A 15,125-nucleotide genomic window follows, 5' to 3' on the forward strand; every position below is an offset into this window, starting at 1 on the left:
ACCTTGTGAAATAAAACATGCATTTGCTCTCCACCCGCCCTGGCGGCCACGTTGAAGACGGTGGTCAGGGCGTGGTGCGTGTGGAGCAAACGCCGGGCGACATCGTGGTGCTCAGCGCGGCGGATACCACGCTGTCGCTGCTGGCCGATGCGGCGGGTGCATTGCCTGAAGGCTTTCCCACGGTCCGCCTGGCGAATCTGATGTGGCTGCGCCAGCCCGCTTCGGCCGACATGTATGTGGACGAGGTGCTGCAACATGCGCGCGTGGTGGTGATTGACCACCTGGGCGCTGCCAGCGACTGGGCCTATGTGGTGGAGCGCGTGCGCGAACTCGCACGCGAACGCGGCCAGTGGCTGGCGCTCTTCTCGGGTGACGCGAGTGAAGACTTGCAACTGCTGCTGCGCAGTACCGCCCCGCATGAGGACTGCCGCCAGCTCTGGCGCTGCCTGCGCGAAGGCGGCCGCGACAACGCCCATAACTTTTTTGAATTGATAGGCTATTCCGCGTTTGGCCTGGGGACTCGGCCCACACCGCCTACGGTGTTGCCACCGGCCATAATTTACGAATCGCTGGGTGCCCAAGCGTGGCAAGACGGCGCGCCGGTGGCATTGCTGGTGTTCTACCGTGCCCATGTGCAGGCCGGCAACACTGCGGTGTTTGACGCGATGCTGGCCGCATTGCATGATCAAGGGCTGAACACTGTGGCCGTGGCCGTGGATTCGCTCAAGAACCCCGCTAGCCTGGAGCTGTTGCAGTCGCTGGCCGCGCAACACGGCGTGGGCGTGGTGCTCAACGCGACCAGCTTTGCCATCACCGCACTCGATGGCGACGATGTGGACAGTGTGGACGGCGCGCAGATGGCCCCATTGGCTGGTGATGCACCGGTACTACAGCTCATCACCGCGGGCTGTTCCCAAGAGCAGTGGCAAGAAGACCCGCATGGCCTGGCCCCGCGCGACTTGGCGATGCAGGTGGTGCTGCCCGAGGTGGACGGCCGCATTGGCACCCGCGCCATCAGCTTCAAGGGCCTGGCGTGGCGTCACGAGCGCACCCAGGTGGACGTGGTGCGTTACCAGCCCGAACCCGAACGCATGGCCTTTGTGGCCGAGCTGGCGCGCCGCTGGTGTGTGCTGCGTGACAGGCCGAATGCCGATAAACGCATCGCACTGATCCTGGCCAACTACCCCAACGACGATGCCCGTCTGGCGAATGGTGTGGGCCTGGACACCCCGGCCTCCACGGTGGGCCTGCTGCGCGCCATGCAGGACGCAGGTTATGTCACAGGTGCCTTGCCCGAAGGCGGTGACGCACTGATCGCCGCGCTGGTGGCAGGCGTGACCAACAACCTGGACGCGAACGGCATCCGGCCGGCAGGCCAGAGTCTTGCCATGGCCGATTACCTGCAGGACTTCAACCAACTGGACCTTGCCAGCCGCGACGCAGTGAACGCGCTGTGGGGCTCCCCCGAACAGGACCCCATGGTGCGCAGCGGCCGCTTCATGGTCTCCGGCCTGCGCCTGGGCAACGTGTTTGTCGGCATCCAGCCCGCGCGAGGGCGCGACCTGGACCTGGTGGCCACGTATCACGATGCCGACCTGGTGCCCACGCACAACTACCTGGCGTTTTACTTCTGGCTGCGCCGCAGTTTTGCGGTGGACGCGGTGGTGCACGTGGGCAAGCATGGCAACCTCGAATGGCTGCCTGGCAAAAGCGTGGCGCTGGGCGCAGCCTGCTGGCCCGACGCCATCCTGGGCCCCTTGCCGCACCTGTATCCCTTCATCGTCAACGACCCCGGCGAGGGCAGCCAGGCCAAGCGCCGCACGCAGGCCGTCATCATCGACCACCTGATGCCGGCCCTGACCCGCGCCGAAACCTACGGCCCGTTGCAAAAACTCGAGCGCCAGATGGACGAGTACTACGAGGCCCTGTCACTGGACCCACGCCGCGCCCAACGCCTGCGCGGCGACATTCTGGAGCGTGTGCTGACTGAGAACCTGCACACTGACCTGGGCTTTGCCAAACCCGCCGATGACGCGGGCCGTGAAGCGCTGCTGCTGCGGCTGGACGCCTACCTGTGCGAGATCAAGGAGTCACAGATCCGCGATGGGCTGCACATCCTGGGCACATCACCACAGGGCCGCCAGCAAATCGACACGCTGGTGGCGCTGGCGCGTTTTCCAGGTGGTACGGCCGCCGGCCAGCGCAGCCTGCTGGTGGCATTGACTCAGGATTTGGAGCTGGATGGTGTGGACGGCTTCAGCGTGTTGAGCCCCGAATGGGCCGCACCTTGGGGCGGCCCATTCCCTCCGGTGTTGCAAGACATGAGTACCGAAGCCTGGCGTCACGCCGGCCATACACGCGAGCGGCTGGAACTGCTGGCCCGGCAATTGGTAGCTAGCCATGTGGTGGCCGATGCGCCATGGGACGCCACTGCCTGGCCGCACACCGCCCCGGTGCTGCAGCGCATGCGCATTGTGTTGCGCCCCCGCCTAGACGCTTGTGGTCCGCAGGAGATTGCGCAGTGCCTGCGCGGCCTGTCTGGCAAGTTTGTGCCCGCCGGTCCCAGCGGTGCACCCTCGCGTGGCCGGCCTGACGTGCTGCCCACAGGCCGCAACTTCTATTCGGTGGACACGCGTGCCGTGCCCACACAGACCGCCTACGCCATGGGCGCCGCGGCGGCTGAGCGCGTGATTGAGCGCCACCTGCAAGACCATGGCGAGATGTTGCGCTGCCTGGGCCTGTCGGTCTGGGGCACCAGCACCATGCGCACCGGCGGCGAGGACATTGCCCAGGCCTTTGCATTGCTGGGTGTGCGGCCCAAGTGGGCCGACGGCAGCAGCCGGGTGGTGGACATTGAAGTGCTGCCCATGGCCATCAGAAATCGGCCCAGGGTGGACGTGACCTTGCGCGTTTCGGGTTTCTTCCGCGATGCCTTCCCCAATGTGATTGACCTGTTTGATACCGCCGTGCGCGCCGTGGCCGCGATCAGTGAAGAGGACGAGCCCGACGACGTGAATCCCATCCGCGCCCGTGTGCAGCGCGAAGCGGCCGAGGCACAGGCCAAGGGCTTGAGTGCAGAGGACGCCCAGCGCGAAGCCACCTGGCGCGTGTTTGGCCCGCGCCCCGGCGGTTATGGCGCTGGTCTGCAAGAGGTCATGGCCAGCGGCCGCTGGAACGACGGCGCCGATCTGGCTCAGGCCTATCTGCGCGCCGGCGCCTTTGCCTACGGGCAGGGCGAGCACGGCGCACCAGCGCGTGGCAGTTTTGAGCAGCGCCTGGCCGGCCTGGACGCCGTGCTGCACAACCAGGACAACCGCGAGCACGATGTGCTCGATTCGGATGACTACTACCAGTTCCAGGGTGGCATGGCGGTGGCAGTCGAACATCTGGCGGGTGCGCCCGCATCGCTGTATCACGGCGACTTCAGCGTGCCCGGTGCGCCGCGCATCCGCACGCTGGGTGAAGAAGTGGCCCGCGTGGTGCGCGCGCGCGCCGTCAATCCCAAGTGGCTGGAGGGCGTGCGCCGCCATGGCTACAAGGGCGCGTTTGAAATGGCAGCCACGGTGGACTACCTGTTTGCGTTTGACGCCACCACCGGTGTGGTGGGCGACCATCAGTACGCCTTGGTGGCCGAGGCCTATTTGCACGACGACATCAACCGCGCGTTTTTGCAGCAGCACAACCCCGGGGCACTGCGCAGCATTGGCGAGCGCCTGCTGGAGGCCATGCAGCGCGGCCTGTGGGAGGCGCCGGGCGACCAGCGCGAACGCATCGAAGACCATTTGCTGGTGCTGGAGCGCCGGCTTGAAGAACACGGAGAAGGACCCTTGCCATGAGCACGACCACGACCATGAACATTCCTGAACTGAACATTGCTGTTGAGCCCGCCACCCGCGCGGCCTTTCCATTCACCGCGCTGGTCGGCCAGCCGCAGTTGCAGCGTGCGTTGCAGCTCGCCGCCATTGACCCCGGCATTGGCGGTGTGCTGATCAGCGGCCCACGCGGCACGGCCAAGTCCACTGCGGCCCGTGCGCTGGCCGCGCTGCTGCCCGGTGCACCCTTTGTCACCTTGCCGCTGGCCGCCAGCCTGGAGCAACTGGTGGGTACGCTGAATGTGGAAGACGTGCTGCGCGACGGCCAGGTGCGCCTGGCGCCTGGGCTGGTGGCGCGGGCCCACAACGGTGTGCTCTATGTGGACGAGGTCAACCTGTTGCCCGATGCGCTGGTGGATGCGCTGTTGGACGTGGCAGCCAGCGGCGTGAACACGGTGGAGCGCGATGGCATCTCAAAACAGCACGCCGCGCGCTTTGTGCTGGTGGGCACCATGAACCCGGAGGAGGGCGAGCTGCGCCCGCAGCTGCTGGACCGCTTTGGCCTCTCGCTGGTGCTGGCCAATCCGGTGGATGCCGCAGAGCGCACCGCCATCCTGCGCGCGCGCCTGGGTTTTGATGAAAACCCCGGGGCCTTGGGCGCGCAGCATGCCGAAGAACAAGGTGCGCTGAGCGCCGCATTGGTGGCCGCCCGCGCTGCCTTGCCACGCCTGATCTGGTCGGACGCGGTGCTGCACCATGCCGCTGCCTGCGCGATTGCCGCCGGTGTGGATGGCATGCGCGCCGATCTGGTGATGCTGCGCGCCGCACGCGCGCTTGCCGCGCTGGAAGGGCGCAGCGAAGTGTCTGTGGCCGATGTAGACGCTGTGGCTGAACTGGCACTGGCCCACCGCCGACCCGAAGGCAGTGCGACACCAGCGCCCGGCACCCACAGCGCACCGCAGCAGCAACCGCAACACAACCCGCAGCGCCTGCAAGACCCGCAAGCTGCTGCGTCCGCGCCCCAGGGCGATTGGGGCGCCTTGCCTGCCCAGCCCGAGGGAACGACCAAGGTTCAAAAAATTGCCGGGTGGCCGCCAAAAAAAGCCTAGGCCACCCCAGCCGCCGCCCGCGCAACGGGACTGGCAGCTGGCGGTGGCCTCCGCCCCAATCTCCCTCTGGAAGTTCAGCCGCGCCCAACGCACGGCAGCGCAGCAGTGCGATTGCCTGGCTGCCCACCGTCGTGGCCAAAGGCCCTGCGCCGTTGCAGCGCGCGCACCTGCGCCACCAGCCGGTCGCGCTGCGCGCCGGGCGCTTGCATTGCATCGTGCTCGACACCTCGGGCTCCATGCGTCAGCGCGGCCGTCTGGCGCTGGCCAAGGGCCATGCGGCCTTCATGATCGAGCAGGCCGCGCGGCAGGGCGACGATGTGGCGCTGTTGCGCTTTGGCGGGCAGGGTGTGGAACTGCTGCTGTCCCCTGGCCGCGCGCGTGCCGCCGGCAGCCAGCGCCTGCGCCCGCTGGGCGGTGGCGGTGGCACGCCGCTGGCCGAGGCGCTGTTTCAGGCTGACCGCTTGCTGCAACGCACGCTGCGCAAAAGTGGCCCCACGGAGTGCTGGCTGTGGCTGCTGACCGACGGCCGCACGCTGGAGCAACCGCAGGCGCCGTTGACCCCGCAGCACCTGGTGATTGTCGATTTTGACGATCCGAAAAAGAACCTGGGCCGCTGTGCCGCCTGGGCCATGCGATGGGGCGCGGAGCACCGCCTGGCCATGGCCCCGAGTTACCAACCGTAAAAGATCGTCATGTCCGACACCGAAATCATTGTCTGCACCACCTGCCGCTCGTCGGGCGCCTCGCGTGAGCTGCCCGCCCATGGCCTGGCCTTGTTCGAAGCGGTTCAGGAAGCGCTGCTGGTGTGCGAACTGGACACCGGGCTGCACAAGGGCCTTCAGGTGCGCGGCCAGGCGTGCATGAGCGGCTGCACCCGCGCCTGCACCGTGACACTGCAAGCCCAGGGCAAATTCAGCTACTACTTTGGCGACCTGGCCCCCGATGCCGAGACCGCGGCCCAGGTGATTGCCTGCGCGCAACTGCACGCGCAGAGTGCCGACGGCAACCTGGCCCGCAATGCACGGCCCGATCGCCTGCGCAGCGGTATCCTTGCCCGATTGCCTCCTGTTGGTTTGAACGGCCTGGGCTCGACATGAGCGGCCAAATGCACTAAGTTTGTTTTTTTCACCCCACCCACCCTCCCACTTACCTCAAGGAGAACGCCATGACTGAACCGACGACGCTGACCCACAACCCTTCTCACACCCTGAATCCCGGCCTGGCCGTGCTGCGTCCCCTGCTGGGCGCCGCCGCATTGGGCCTGGTGGTGCTGTACGGCGTGGCCTTTGCCGAGAGCCCATTGGCCCACAACGCCGCGCACGATGTGCGCCATATCACCGTCAAACCCTGCCATTGAGCAGCACTTTCACCGGGAGACAGCTATGATTTTTCAACGATTGATCTGGGCGGCGCTGGCCACTGCCGTGGTGGTGGGTAGCGTGCAAACCGGCGTGCAGCGCTGGCAAGCCGCCCCGCTGATTCTGGCGGCCGAGGTGTACGAGGAGCAAAAGGTGGAGGCTCCGGCGCCCGCCGCCGCTCCCGCTGCCCACGTGCATGCTGAAGGCACAGCCCCTCATGCGCACGAGCACGGTGCTGCCAAGGAATGGGAACCCGCGAACGGCGCCGAGCGCATTGGCTGGACCTGGGTGGCCAACATGCTGCACGCCTTCAGCATGGCGCTGCTGGTGTTTGCGGTGATGGGCGTGTGGCTTTACAAACGTGACGCACAACGCGGTGGCGCGGTGGCTTCACTGCGCCTGGCCGGTGTGGTGGCTGCAGCTGGCTGGTTGAGCTTTCACCTCTGGCCTTCGCTGGGTTTGCATGCGGAAGTACCCGGCATGGAAGCCGCGCCGCTGCAGGCCCGCCAGGTCTGGTGGGTGCTGGCAGTGAGCAGTGCGGCGGGTGCCTGCGCCGTAGCCGGTTTTGCGCGCGCATCCTGGCGCTGGCTGGTGTCCGCAGCCTTGCTGGCGCTGCCATTTGTGGTGGGTGCACCCAAGCTTCAAGGTGATGCCCTGGCCGGTTTTGGTCCCGAAGCCCATGCCGCGCTGGAACAGCTCGGCACGCAGTTCATCTGGGCCACGACCTGGGTGTCTCTGTCGTTCTGGGTGAGCCTGGGCCTGGTCAGTGGTTTGGCCTTCCAGCGCTGGGTGCGCCCGGCTTTGCTGGCGGTACTGCAGCGCGCTGACGTGCCTGCTGTTGGCGCGGTGCAAGCTCCTCAGTGAATGGTGTGACGGGCTTTGTCTCCGCCGCCGATGCGGCCCGACCCGGCCACGCCTTCAGCACCGCTGAGCAGCAGGCGGTGTACCGGGCCATCTTCGAGCGGCGCGACATGCGTCACTTCAGCGGCGGCACGGTCACTGACGACATACTGCAGCGCTTGCTGTCGGCCGCGCACCACGCACCCAGCGTCGGCTTCATGCAGCCCTGGCGTTTTATTCGCGTGCGCAGCCGGCCTTTGCGCGAAGGTATTCACGCGCTGATTGAGCAGGAACGTGTGCTCACGGCCCGGGCCTTGGGCGAGCGCGAAGACGAGTTCATGAAACTCAAGGTGCAAGGCGTGCTCGATGCGGCCGAGGTGCTGGTCGTGGCCTTGCCACCGGGGCGCGAACAGCATGTGTTTGGCCGCCGTACCTTGCCCGAAATGGACCTGGCCTCGGCGGCCTGCGCCATCCAGAACCTCTGGCTGGCGGCCCGTGCCGAGGGCCTTGGCATGGGCTGGGTTTCGATTTTTGATCCGCAGCAGCTGGGCGGGTTGTTGCAGATGCCCGAAGGCAGCAAGCCGATTGCGGTGTTGTGCCTGGGCCCTGTCCACGCTTTTTACGACCAGCCCATGCTGCAGGCTGAAAAGTGGGCGCGCCGTGCCCCGCTGGCCGACATGGTGTTTGAAGACAGCTGGGGCCAGACCACCCCGCGTGAGCCGGAAGCCGGCTGAGATGTTCACGCACTGGGCCAGCCTTCATGCCTTGTCCGTTCCTGCTTCCATGGCAGGGCACACGGCGTGCGTGCTCGGTGTAGTGCTGTTGCTGGCTTTATGGGTAGACAAATCTTTCGGTGAACCACCCACAGGTGTGCATCCGGTGGTCTGGATGGGCAACTACCTTCGGGCCTGCGGAAGCATTACCGTGCGCTGCCCGCCCGGGCCGGCTTTTTTCCTCGGCACGCTGGCCTGGTGGGTGGGTGTGGCATTGGTGGGCGCAGCAGCCTGGGGAGTGCAGGCACTGGTGTTCTGGCAGCTCGCCGGCTACATCAAGGCGCCGGCCTGGGGCGCCGCCATCGACACTGCGCTGCTGGCCGCGCCGATGGCCTGGTTACTCAAATGCATGCTGTCATGGCGCATGCTGCGCGAAGAAGTCGGTGCGGTCGAACTGGCGTTGGGCCAGTCGCTGGAAGCAGGGCGGGAGCGCCTCTCCTGGCTGGTCAGCCGCGACACCGCCCAGCTCACTGAAAGCCAGGTGCGGGAAAGCGCGATTGAATCGCTGGCCGAAAACCTCAATGACTCTGTGGTGGCCCCGGTTTTCTGGTTTGCGTTGCTGGGTTTGCCGGGGGCGGCCATTTACCGCTTCGCCAATACGGCGGACGCCATGTGGGGTTACCGCGGCATCTATCGCGGCAAAAATTGGGAATGGGCCGGCAAGTGGGCGGCACGCGCGGACGACGTGCTCTCCTGGCTGCCGGCGCGCCTGACGGCACTGTTGTTGGCGTTGGCGGCAAGAGGGCTGAAGCTCAAGGCATTGCACGAAGAAGCCCGCAAGACCCCGTCGCCCAACAGCGGCTGGCCCATGGCGGCCATGGCGTTGGCGCTGGGTATCTCGCTCGGCAAGCCGGGCGTATATATCTTGAACCCCCAAGGGCGGCCACCTGAAGCATCGGACACGGCCCTGGCCCAAACCTTGGCCTCGAAGGCGGTGTTCTCCCAGACCCTGGTTGCCGGCCTGGCGATGCTGTTGATGGCGCTGGCGGTATCGGCATGAGCACCAGCCTCGTCACCACGCGCATTCACGGCGGACCCGACGCGCTCGGTGTGCCGCTGCACGACTTTTCAACCAACAGCAATGCCTGCGGGCCTTGCCCTGCAGCGCTGGCTGCCGTCGGCCAGGCCGACGCCACCCGTTACCCCGACGCCGGCTACACGCAGTTGCGCAGGCAACTGGCGGTCTTTCACCGTGTCGATGAGGCGCGTGTACTGCTGGCCGCCAGCGCCAGCGAATTCATCTTTCGCATCACCACGCTGGCTGCGCGGCAGGGCGCACGCGCGGTGTGGCTGCCGCCGCACAGCTACGGCGATTACGCACAGGCAGCGGGGGCGCATGGCCTGGAGGTGGCCGGCAAACCCGAGGATGTGCAGCTGCTCTGGGCCTGTGAGCCTTCCAGCCCATTGGGTGCTGCGCATCGCGGCCTGGGTGAGCTGGTTGACGGCCGGAAAGTGGTGGAAGTGTCAGCCCTTGTCGTGCTGGACCGCGCTTACGAGCCCTTGCGGCTCAGCGCTGTGCCCACGCTCACGCCGCAGCAGCTGCAAACCACCTGGCAGCTCTGGACGCCCAACAAGGCGCTGGGCCTGACCGGCGTGCGTGCAGCCTATGTGATTGCACCGATGGAACAAACGGACAACGCTGCAGCGCTGGAGCAGCTCTGCCCCTCATGGCCGGTGGGCGCGCATGGTGAGGCCATGCTGCAAGCCTGGGTGAGCGACGAGGCACAAGCCTGGCTCGCCGGCAGCCTTCATACTTTGCGCGAATGGAAAGCCCGGCAGATCAGCTTGTGCGAATCATTGGGCTGGCGCTGCCTGCCCAGCGATGCCAATTTTTTCTGCGCCCAGCCGGCCTTGCCCGAAGGCCTGAGCTTGCAGCAGGCGCTGTCCACACTGCGCGCCCAAGGCACCAAGCTGCGCGACACGACATCATTCGGCTTACCCGGCCATGTGCGCCTGGGCGTGCAGCCGCCAGCCGCGCAGGATGCCCTGCACAACGCATGGCAACAACTCTCCAGGACAAGTTCATGAGTGCAAAAAGTGTCATGGTGCTGGGCACCACCAGCGGCGCTGGTAAAAGCTGGCTGACGACAGCGCTGTGCCGCTACTACGCGCGGCAGGGGCTCAAGGTTGCGCCCTTCAAGGCGCAGAACATGAGCAACAACGCAAGGGTGGTCGCGCAAGGTGAGATCGGTAGCGCGCAATACTTCCAGGCCTTGGCGGCGAGAGCTGTACCCGACGTGCGCATGAACCCGCTGCTGCTCAAGCCCGAAAAAGACACACAAAGCCAGGTCGTGTTGATGGGCCAGGTCAACGCCGAACTCGCGCGCATGGAATGGCGCGGCCGCAGCGCCTCGGTCTGGCCGGTGGTGTCGCGGGCGCTCGATGAGTTGATTGCGGACAACGACGTGGTCGTGATGGAGGGTGCAGGCTCGCCGGCCGAGATCAACCTCAAGTCCAGCGACATCGTCAATATGCGCGCTGCGCAGCACGCCAATGCGGCCTGCCTGCTGGTGACTGACATCGACCGCGGCGGCGCCTTTGCCCACCTGTATGGCACCTGGGCCATGCTGGACGAAGCCGAGCGCAAACTCATCAAGGGCTTTGTGCTCAACAAATTCAGGGGCGATGCCAAACTGCTGGCGCCCGGCCCGCAAATGCTGCAGGACATGACCGGCATCCCCACGGTGGCGACGCTGCCCATGTGGTGGCAACACGGCCTGCCCGAAGAAGATGGTGTCTTTGACGACCGCAGTACCGCAGCAGGGGAAGTCTCCACCACCGTTGCCGTGATTGCCTACCCGCGCATCAGCAACCTCGATGAATTCCAGCCCCTGAAAAACGTGCCTGGGGTGCGTTTGAAATGGGTGCGCAGCCCGGTCGATCTGGCCGGCGCCGACTGGATCATCCTGCCCGGCTCCAAACACACCAGCGGTGACCTGGCCTGGCTGCGCGCGCAGGGGCTGGACCAGGCCATTGCCGCCCACGCAGGGCAGGGCGGCGCGGTGCTGGGCATTTGCGGCGGCCTGCAAATGCTGGGCGAAGCGCTGATTGACCCGCATGGCATAGACGGCAATGCGCCGGGACTGGGACTGCTGCCGGTGGTCACCGTGTTCGAAGAGGGCAAAACGGTGCGGCAGCGGCAGGCCCGCTTTGGTTCGGTGGACGGCGCCTGGGCGGCACTGTCAGGCGTGGCCCTGCAGGGCTATGAAATTCACCACGGCCAGACCGCGCAGCACCCGGCGCTGGCCGCAGCGGGCGACAAGGCCAGCGCGGTGATGGCAGAAGGCCTGGCCTGGCAGAACATTCGCGGCAACGTGTTGGGCCTGTACCTGCACGGCATGTTTGAAGACCCGGCGGTATTGCAGGCGCTGTTCGGCGCCACGGTGCCTACGCTCGACTCTGTGTTCGACGGCCTGGCCGACTACATCGGCGAGCATTTCACGCCCGGTGTTTTGCAGTCGCTGATCAGCGGCCGCTGAGCGCTCGCAAGGGCGCTAGCCCGGCATCCGCTTCAAAGGCCCGAAGCAGGCCTGCAACGACTCGGCCTTGCACACAATGAGCTGGTCCTGTTTGGGGCTGAACTGGATGAACCGCACGACCGGCGGGTCCGACGCTTCATGCAGGTCGCCTGAGCAGTCCCGCTTGCCATTGCTGTCGGTCACGGTGTCGGTGAGCCGGTAAAACCCTTGCGCGCTCGGCGCTGCGGATATTTCGTAGTCGCCTCGCGTGACTTCTTCGCCGCTGGTGTTAAGCCGGGTGCCCTTGACGCTGTATTGCCAGGTTTCGGTGCAGGCTTTTCCTGCCAGCGTCCAGCTCCAGGTGCCCACGAGAGGGTGGGGCGAGGGTACTGACGCTGGGGCGGGTGGTGTGGGCTTGGCCGTCTGCGCAGCGGCAAGGCCACAGAACAAGGTGGCAAGGGCCAAACCCGTCAGCTTGCGCAAGGGGTGGCTCCTGGCCATGGAATGGGGATAGCGGTGTGAAAACTTCATGGGGTGATTATGAAGAGGCCGCAGCGCAGCTTTCTGCGTGCAGAGCCATCCCTTTGTCGCCAAGTGTTATTCTTTAGGAAAACAAGCCCATAGACCAATAGGGATAAGCGCGGACTGCTATAAAAATAATAGCTAATAAGGGCTTGCTCTCTGCCGTCAACCCGGCGGGCGTTTCTCCGGCAGCCACAAGGTGACACGGGTGCCGCGGTCATCAGAGTGCCAGTGGATCTCGCCGCCGATTGACTGTGCCCGGCGCTGCTGGTTTTGCAGGCCCTTGCCGCCTTTTTGCAAGGCGTTTTCCAGCGAAAATCCCTGCCCGTTGTCGCTGATGACGACACTGACCCCACCGTTTTCAACCCCGGTGCCGACGCGGATTTCGCTGGCCTGGGTGTGCTTGAGGGTGTTGGTGAAGGCTTCTTGCAGGATGCGCAGTATGTGCAGCGCGTTGCGCGGGTTCAGCCAATCCAGCGGTGGTACATCGGAAACCTCCCAGCGCAGCGAGATACCAGCGCCCGCCAGCCGCGGGCCCAGGCGAAAGCGCAGGGTAGCCAGCAGCAACAGCAGGTCAGCCTCCACCGGTTCCATCGAATCGATGGTCAGCTTGAGGTCGTCGATGCAGCCCTTGAGAACTTCCGCCACATCGGCCTCGCTGAGCTGGCCTCCTTCCACCACGCGCAGTGCGCTGACCAGCGAGGAGCCCAGCCCGTCGTGCATGTCCTGTGTCAGGCGCTGGCGTTCCTGGCTCAGCGTTTCGCGTTGCTCGATTTCACGCAGCTTGTCGTAGCTCACCGCCAATTCTGCTTCACGGCTTTGCAGCCGCTCTTCCAGGCTGGCGTTCAGCTGCTCCACCCCACCCAGCGCGCCCACATACTGCCGGAACATGATCACGACGAACACGCCGAACAGCGCCATGGCCGCGTAGGGTGTGAGGTAGTAGCTTTCCAGGTCCAGCACGTACTTGAGCCGGGCCCAGTCGTAGACGCCGAACACATAGTTGAGCAAAAAGGCGATCGACAGCATTTTGGCGTCCAGCGACCGGCTGCGCCATGAATGCCACAGCCCGACCACCAGGATCACCGTGGCCATGCCGATCAGCAGCAGGTAAGCGTGGGGCCGCAGTGTCAGCAGGCTGGGAAAGACGGAGGCAAAGGGCAGCGTGACGACGGAAAACACCACAGCCATTCCCAGCATCACGCGGCTGAGCCAGCGCATGAGCCGGCCGTGCAGAAACTGCAGGAAATAATGCGTAATCAATGATTGCCACATCAGCGCGTTGAGGGTAAGCCAGATAAACCAGGCGTCGCTGACGATCAGCTTTTCCGGCCCCAGCTGGAAATGCCAGCGCCGTGTCGCGCTCAGCACGGCAATCGCAAACAGGTAGAGGCTGGCGGGGTGACGTCGCACCACCCACACGGCCAGCGAGAACAGCCCGACCGCCAGGAAAGCCGCACTGCACATAAAGGGCAACTGGTTGGCCAGCCAGTCGCGTTTGGCGGCCATCTCGACCAGGCTGTCGGAGTCGCCGGCATAGAACGAGGAAATCCCGGCCTCGGGCGAGGGCAGGCTGTCCAGGCGTATCAACAGGGTTTGCGGCGGCGGGCTGTCTGCGGCCAGGTTCAGCGGCAGCAATAGCGCGGGGTGGCTGAAGAGGTTCCAGACCGGGCTGCCCGTGGAGCGAAAGCGTAGCTGGCCGTCGGCATACACCGCGATCTGGCCGGCTGCCAGCCAGCGGGTCAGGTAGAAGTGCGTGGGGGTTTTCATGCCCTGCAGTTCATCGAGCCGTATGCGCAGCCAGGTCGTGACGACGGGGAGCTTGCCGCCGCTTGATACCACCGGTTTTTGAATGACAGAAGGCAACTTCACCTTCGTCCAGGGCCCCGGCAAGGCGGCTTCGTCCACCGCAGCGGCCAGCGGCTTGAAGCTGGCCGCCTCTTCACGGATCATCTCGGCTTCGGTGTAATGCACCACCGGTCCCGCGGCCCAAATGGGGGCACCGCAGGCCAGTAGCCAGGCGCCCAGCAGCAGCCGGCGCGCCAGGCCCTTGTGCACCTCAGGCCGCCAGAATGCCCTGGTGCCTGGCTTCATAAATCGCTTCGGCCCGCGAATTCACATTGAGCTTGCTGTAAATGCGCCGCACGTAAGTCTGCACCGTGTGCTGCGACACCTGCATCAGCCGGGCAATCTCCTCGGCGGTAAAGCCTTTGGTGATGAGCTCCAGCACTTCTTTTTCGCGGCTGGACAGCGCGGCTTGCTCATTGGCAGACGCAACCGGTGCCACTGCGGGCGCGGCAGCCGGCGCCGGTGCGGCACGAAAGCGCATCAGGATCTGCCGCGCGATCAGCGGGCTAATGGGGCTGCCGCCGCCGTGCAGGCTGCGGATCTCGTGCAGCATGTTGTCCGGCTCGCTGTCTTTCAGCAGGTAGCCCGAGGCGCCGGCCTCTATGGACTGCAGCACATGCGCCTCGTCGCCGAAAGCCGTGCACACCATCACGGCGCAGGTCGGCCACAGCGTATGTGCCGCGCGGATCACGTCAATGCCCGAGCCGTCGGGCAGGCCCAAGTCGACCAGCAGCACGTCGGCCGGTGCGCTTTGCAGCGACTGCAGGCCTTGCGCGCGCGTGCTGGCCAGGCTCATCAGGCGTATGTCGGGCGAGGCCGCGATAGCAGTCACGATGGCGTTCTGGAAGTGAACGTCGTCCTCGACGAGCGCCACGTGGATCAGGGATGGGGTCGAACTGGATTGCATGTCGTCGCTTCCTGCGGGGTGCCGCATCCGCAAACATGCATTGTGCGTCAATGCACGGCCTGCGCGTGTCCCCATATTTAGCGACACGTTGCTGTTGCGGCCGCCCTGGCTCAGGCGATCGGGGCCGCAATGGGCGGCGTTGCGGCAGGTGCAAGGTCAGCCGCGTGCCTGCCAGCGAAGATTCAAACTCCACGTCGCCGCCTACCGCCTGTGCGCAGCGCTGCTGGTTCGATCAGCCCTTGCCGCTGCTGTCCAGCGCCCGTTTCACCGCAAAGCCCCTGCCGTTGTCGGCAGTGCTGACACTGACCCAGCCGCCAGTCGCACCGGTAGTCACGCGCATCTCGCTGGCCTGTGCTGCTGCGGTCACAGCGCAGCCAGTGCTTCAGCCGCCAGACACCCCGTCAACAATCCCACCCGCCATCGGTAACGAACCCTTCCGCGGAATGAAATAATGGGCAAATCGGTCTCCAGCCCGGTATCAACGGGCGCAAGCAGCTA

Annotated in this window: 14 protein-coding genes; 10 read left to right on the plus strand and 4 right to left on the minus strand. The window is 65.6% G+C overall.

Annotation, left to right across the window (positions count from 1 at the left end; all coding sequences use genetic code 11):
• The first annotated feature begins 17 nt into the window (after nucleotides 1-17).
• The 10 genes from cobN to AC1D13_RS09620 all read left to right on the plus strand — a co-directional run bounded on the left by cobN (nucleotide 18) and on the right by AC1D13_RS09620 (nucleotide 11,371).
• Entirely contained in the window at nucleotides 18-3,836 is a 3,819-nt protein-coding gene (gene cobN / locus AC1D13_RS09575) for a cobaltochelatase subunit CobN (RefSeq protein WP_477689414.1), read from the plus strand.
• Nucleotides 3,833-4,921 carry a magnesium chelatase ATPase subunit I gene (locus AC1D13_RS09580; RefSeq protein WP_477689415.1) on the plus strand — a complete coding sequence of 363 codons (1,089 nt, stop codon included), beginning with the start codon at nucleotides 3,833-3,835 and terminating at the stop codon, nucleotides 4,919-4,921. Before cobN ends, AC1D13_RS09580 begins: the two co-directional genes overlap by 4 nt.
• A gap of 131 nt (nucleotides 4,922-5,052) precedes the next feature.
• On the plus strand, nucleotides 5,053-5,604 hold the full coding sequence (locus AC1D13_RS09585) for a vWA domain-containing protein (protein WP_477689416.1): 552 nt from the start codon (nucleotides 5,053-5,055) through the stop codon (nucleotides 5,602-5,604).
• A gap of 9 nt (nucleotides 5,605-5,613) precedes the next feature.
• On the plus strand, nucleotides 5,614-6,018 hold the full coding sequence (locus tag AC1D13_RS09590) for a DUF1636 family protein (protein ID WP_477689417.1): 405 nt from the start codon (nucleotides 5,614-5,616) through the stop codon (nucleotides 6,016-6,018).
• A 68-nt stretch (nucleotides 6,019-6,086) separates the two neighbouring features.
• Complete coding sequence (locus tag AC1D13_RS09595) at nucleotides 6,087-6,278, plus strand: CbtB domain-containing protein (protein ID WP_457280507.1); 192 nt, start codon at nucleotides 6,087-6,089, stop codon at nucleotides 6,276-6,278.
• Between the two features lie 25 nt (nucleotides 6,279-6,303).
• Nucleotides 6,304-7,143, plus strand: coding sequence for a CbtA family protein (locus tag AC1D13_RS09600; protein ID WP_477689418.1), 840 nt, complete (start codon nucleotides 6,304-6,306; stop codon nucleotides 7,141-7,143).
• A gap of 5 nt (nucleotides 7,144-7,148) precedes the next feature.
• Nucleotides 7,149-7,853 carry a 5,6-dimethylbenzimidazole synthase gene (gene bluB / locus AC1D13_RS09605; protein ID WP_457280509.1) on the plus strand — a complete coding sequence of 235 codons (705 nt, stop codon included), beginning with the start codon at nucleotides 7,149-7,151 and terminating at the stop codon, nucleotides 7,851-7,853.
• Nucleotides 7,854-7,902: 49 nt separating this feature from the next.
• The gene (gene cbiB / locus AC1D13_RS09610; protein ID WP_477689444.1) at nucleotides 7,903-8,892 is read left to right on the plus strand and encodes an adenosylcobinamide-phosphate synthase CbiB; all 990 of its coding nucleotides are present in this window, start codon (nucleotides 7,903-7,905) and stop codon (nucleotides 8,890-8,892) included.
• Complete coding sequence (locus tag AC1D13_RS09615; protein ID WP_477689419.1) at nucleotides 8,889-9,920, plus strand: aminotransferase class I/II-fold pyridoxal phosphate-dependent enzyme; 1,032 nt, start codon at nucleotides 8,889-8,891, stop codon at nucleotides 9,918-9,920. The genes cbiB and AC1D13_RS09615 overlap by 4 nt, the downstream gene beginning before the upstream one ends.
• Nucleotides 9,917-11,371 carry a cobyric acid synthase gene (locus AC1D13_RS09620; RefSeq protein WP_477689420.1) on the plus strand — a complete coding sequence of 485 codons (1,455 nt, stop codon included), beginning with the start codon at nucleotides 9,917-9,919 and terminating at the stop codon, nucleotides 11,369-11,371. Before AC1D13_RS09615 ends, AC1D13_RS09620 begins: the two co-directional genes overlap by 4 nt.
• Nucleotides 11,372-11,386: 15 nt before the next feature.
• On the opposite strand, the gene AC1D13_RS09625 is transcribed toward AC1D13_RS09620, so the two are convergent.
• The 4 genes from AC1D13_RS09625 to AC1D13_RS09640 form a co-directional block, all read right to left on the minus strand.
• Entirely contained in the window at nucleotides 11,387-11,881 is a 495-nt protein-coding gene (locus tag AC1D13_RS09625) for a hypothetical protein (RefSeq protein ID WP_477689421.1), read from the minus strand.
• A 156-nt stretch (nucleotides 11,882-12,037) separates the two neighbouring features.
• Complete coding sequence (locus AC1D13_RS09630) at nucleotides 12,038-13,966, minus strand: sensor histidine kinase (RefSeq protein ID WP_477689422.1); 1,929 nt, start codon at nucleotides 13,964-13,966, stop codon at nucleotides 12,038-12,040.
• Nucleotides 13,932-14,627 (minus strand): response regulator, encoded by a 696-nt coding sequence (locus AC1D13_RS09635; protein ID WP_477665819.1) that lies wholly within the window; start codon nucleotides 14,625-14,627, stop codon nucleotides 13,932-13,934. The genes AC1D13_RS09630 and AC1D13_RS09635 overlap by 35 nt, the downstream gene beginning before the upstream one ends.
• A 232-nt stretch (nucleotides 14,628-14,859) precedes the next feature.
• Complete coding sequence (locus AC1D13_RS09640) at nucleotides 14,860-14,994, minus strand: hypothetical protein (RefSeq protein ID WP_477665820.1); 135 nt, start codon at nucleotides 14,992-14,994, stop codon at nucleotides 14,860-14,862.
• Between the last annotated feature and the right edge of the window lie 131 nt (nucleotides 14,995-15,125).

It is taken from the genome of Polaromonas sp. P1_E12 (assembly GCF_056405975.1).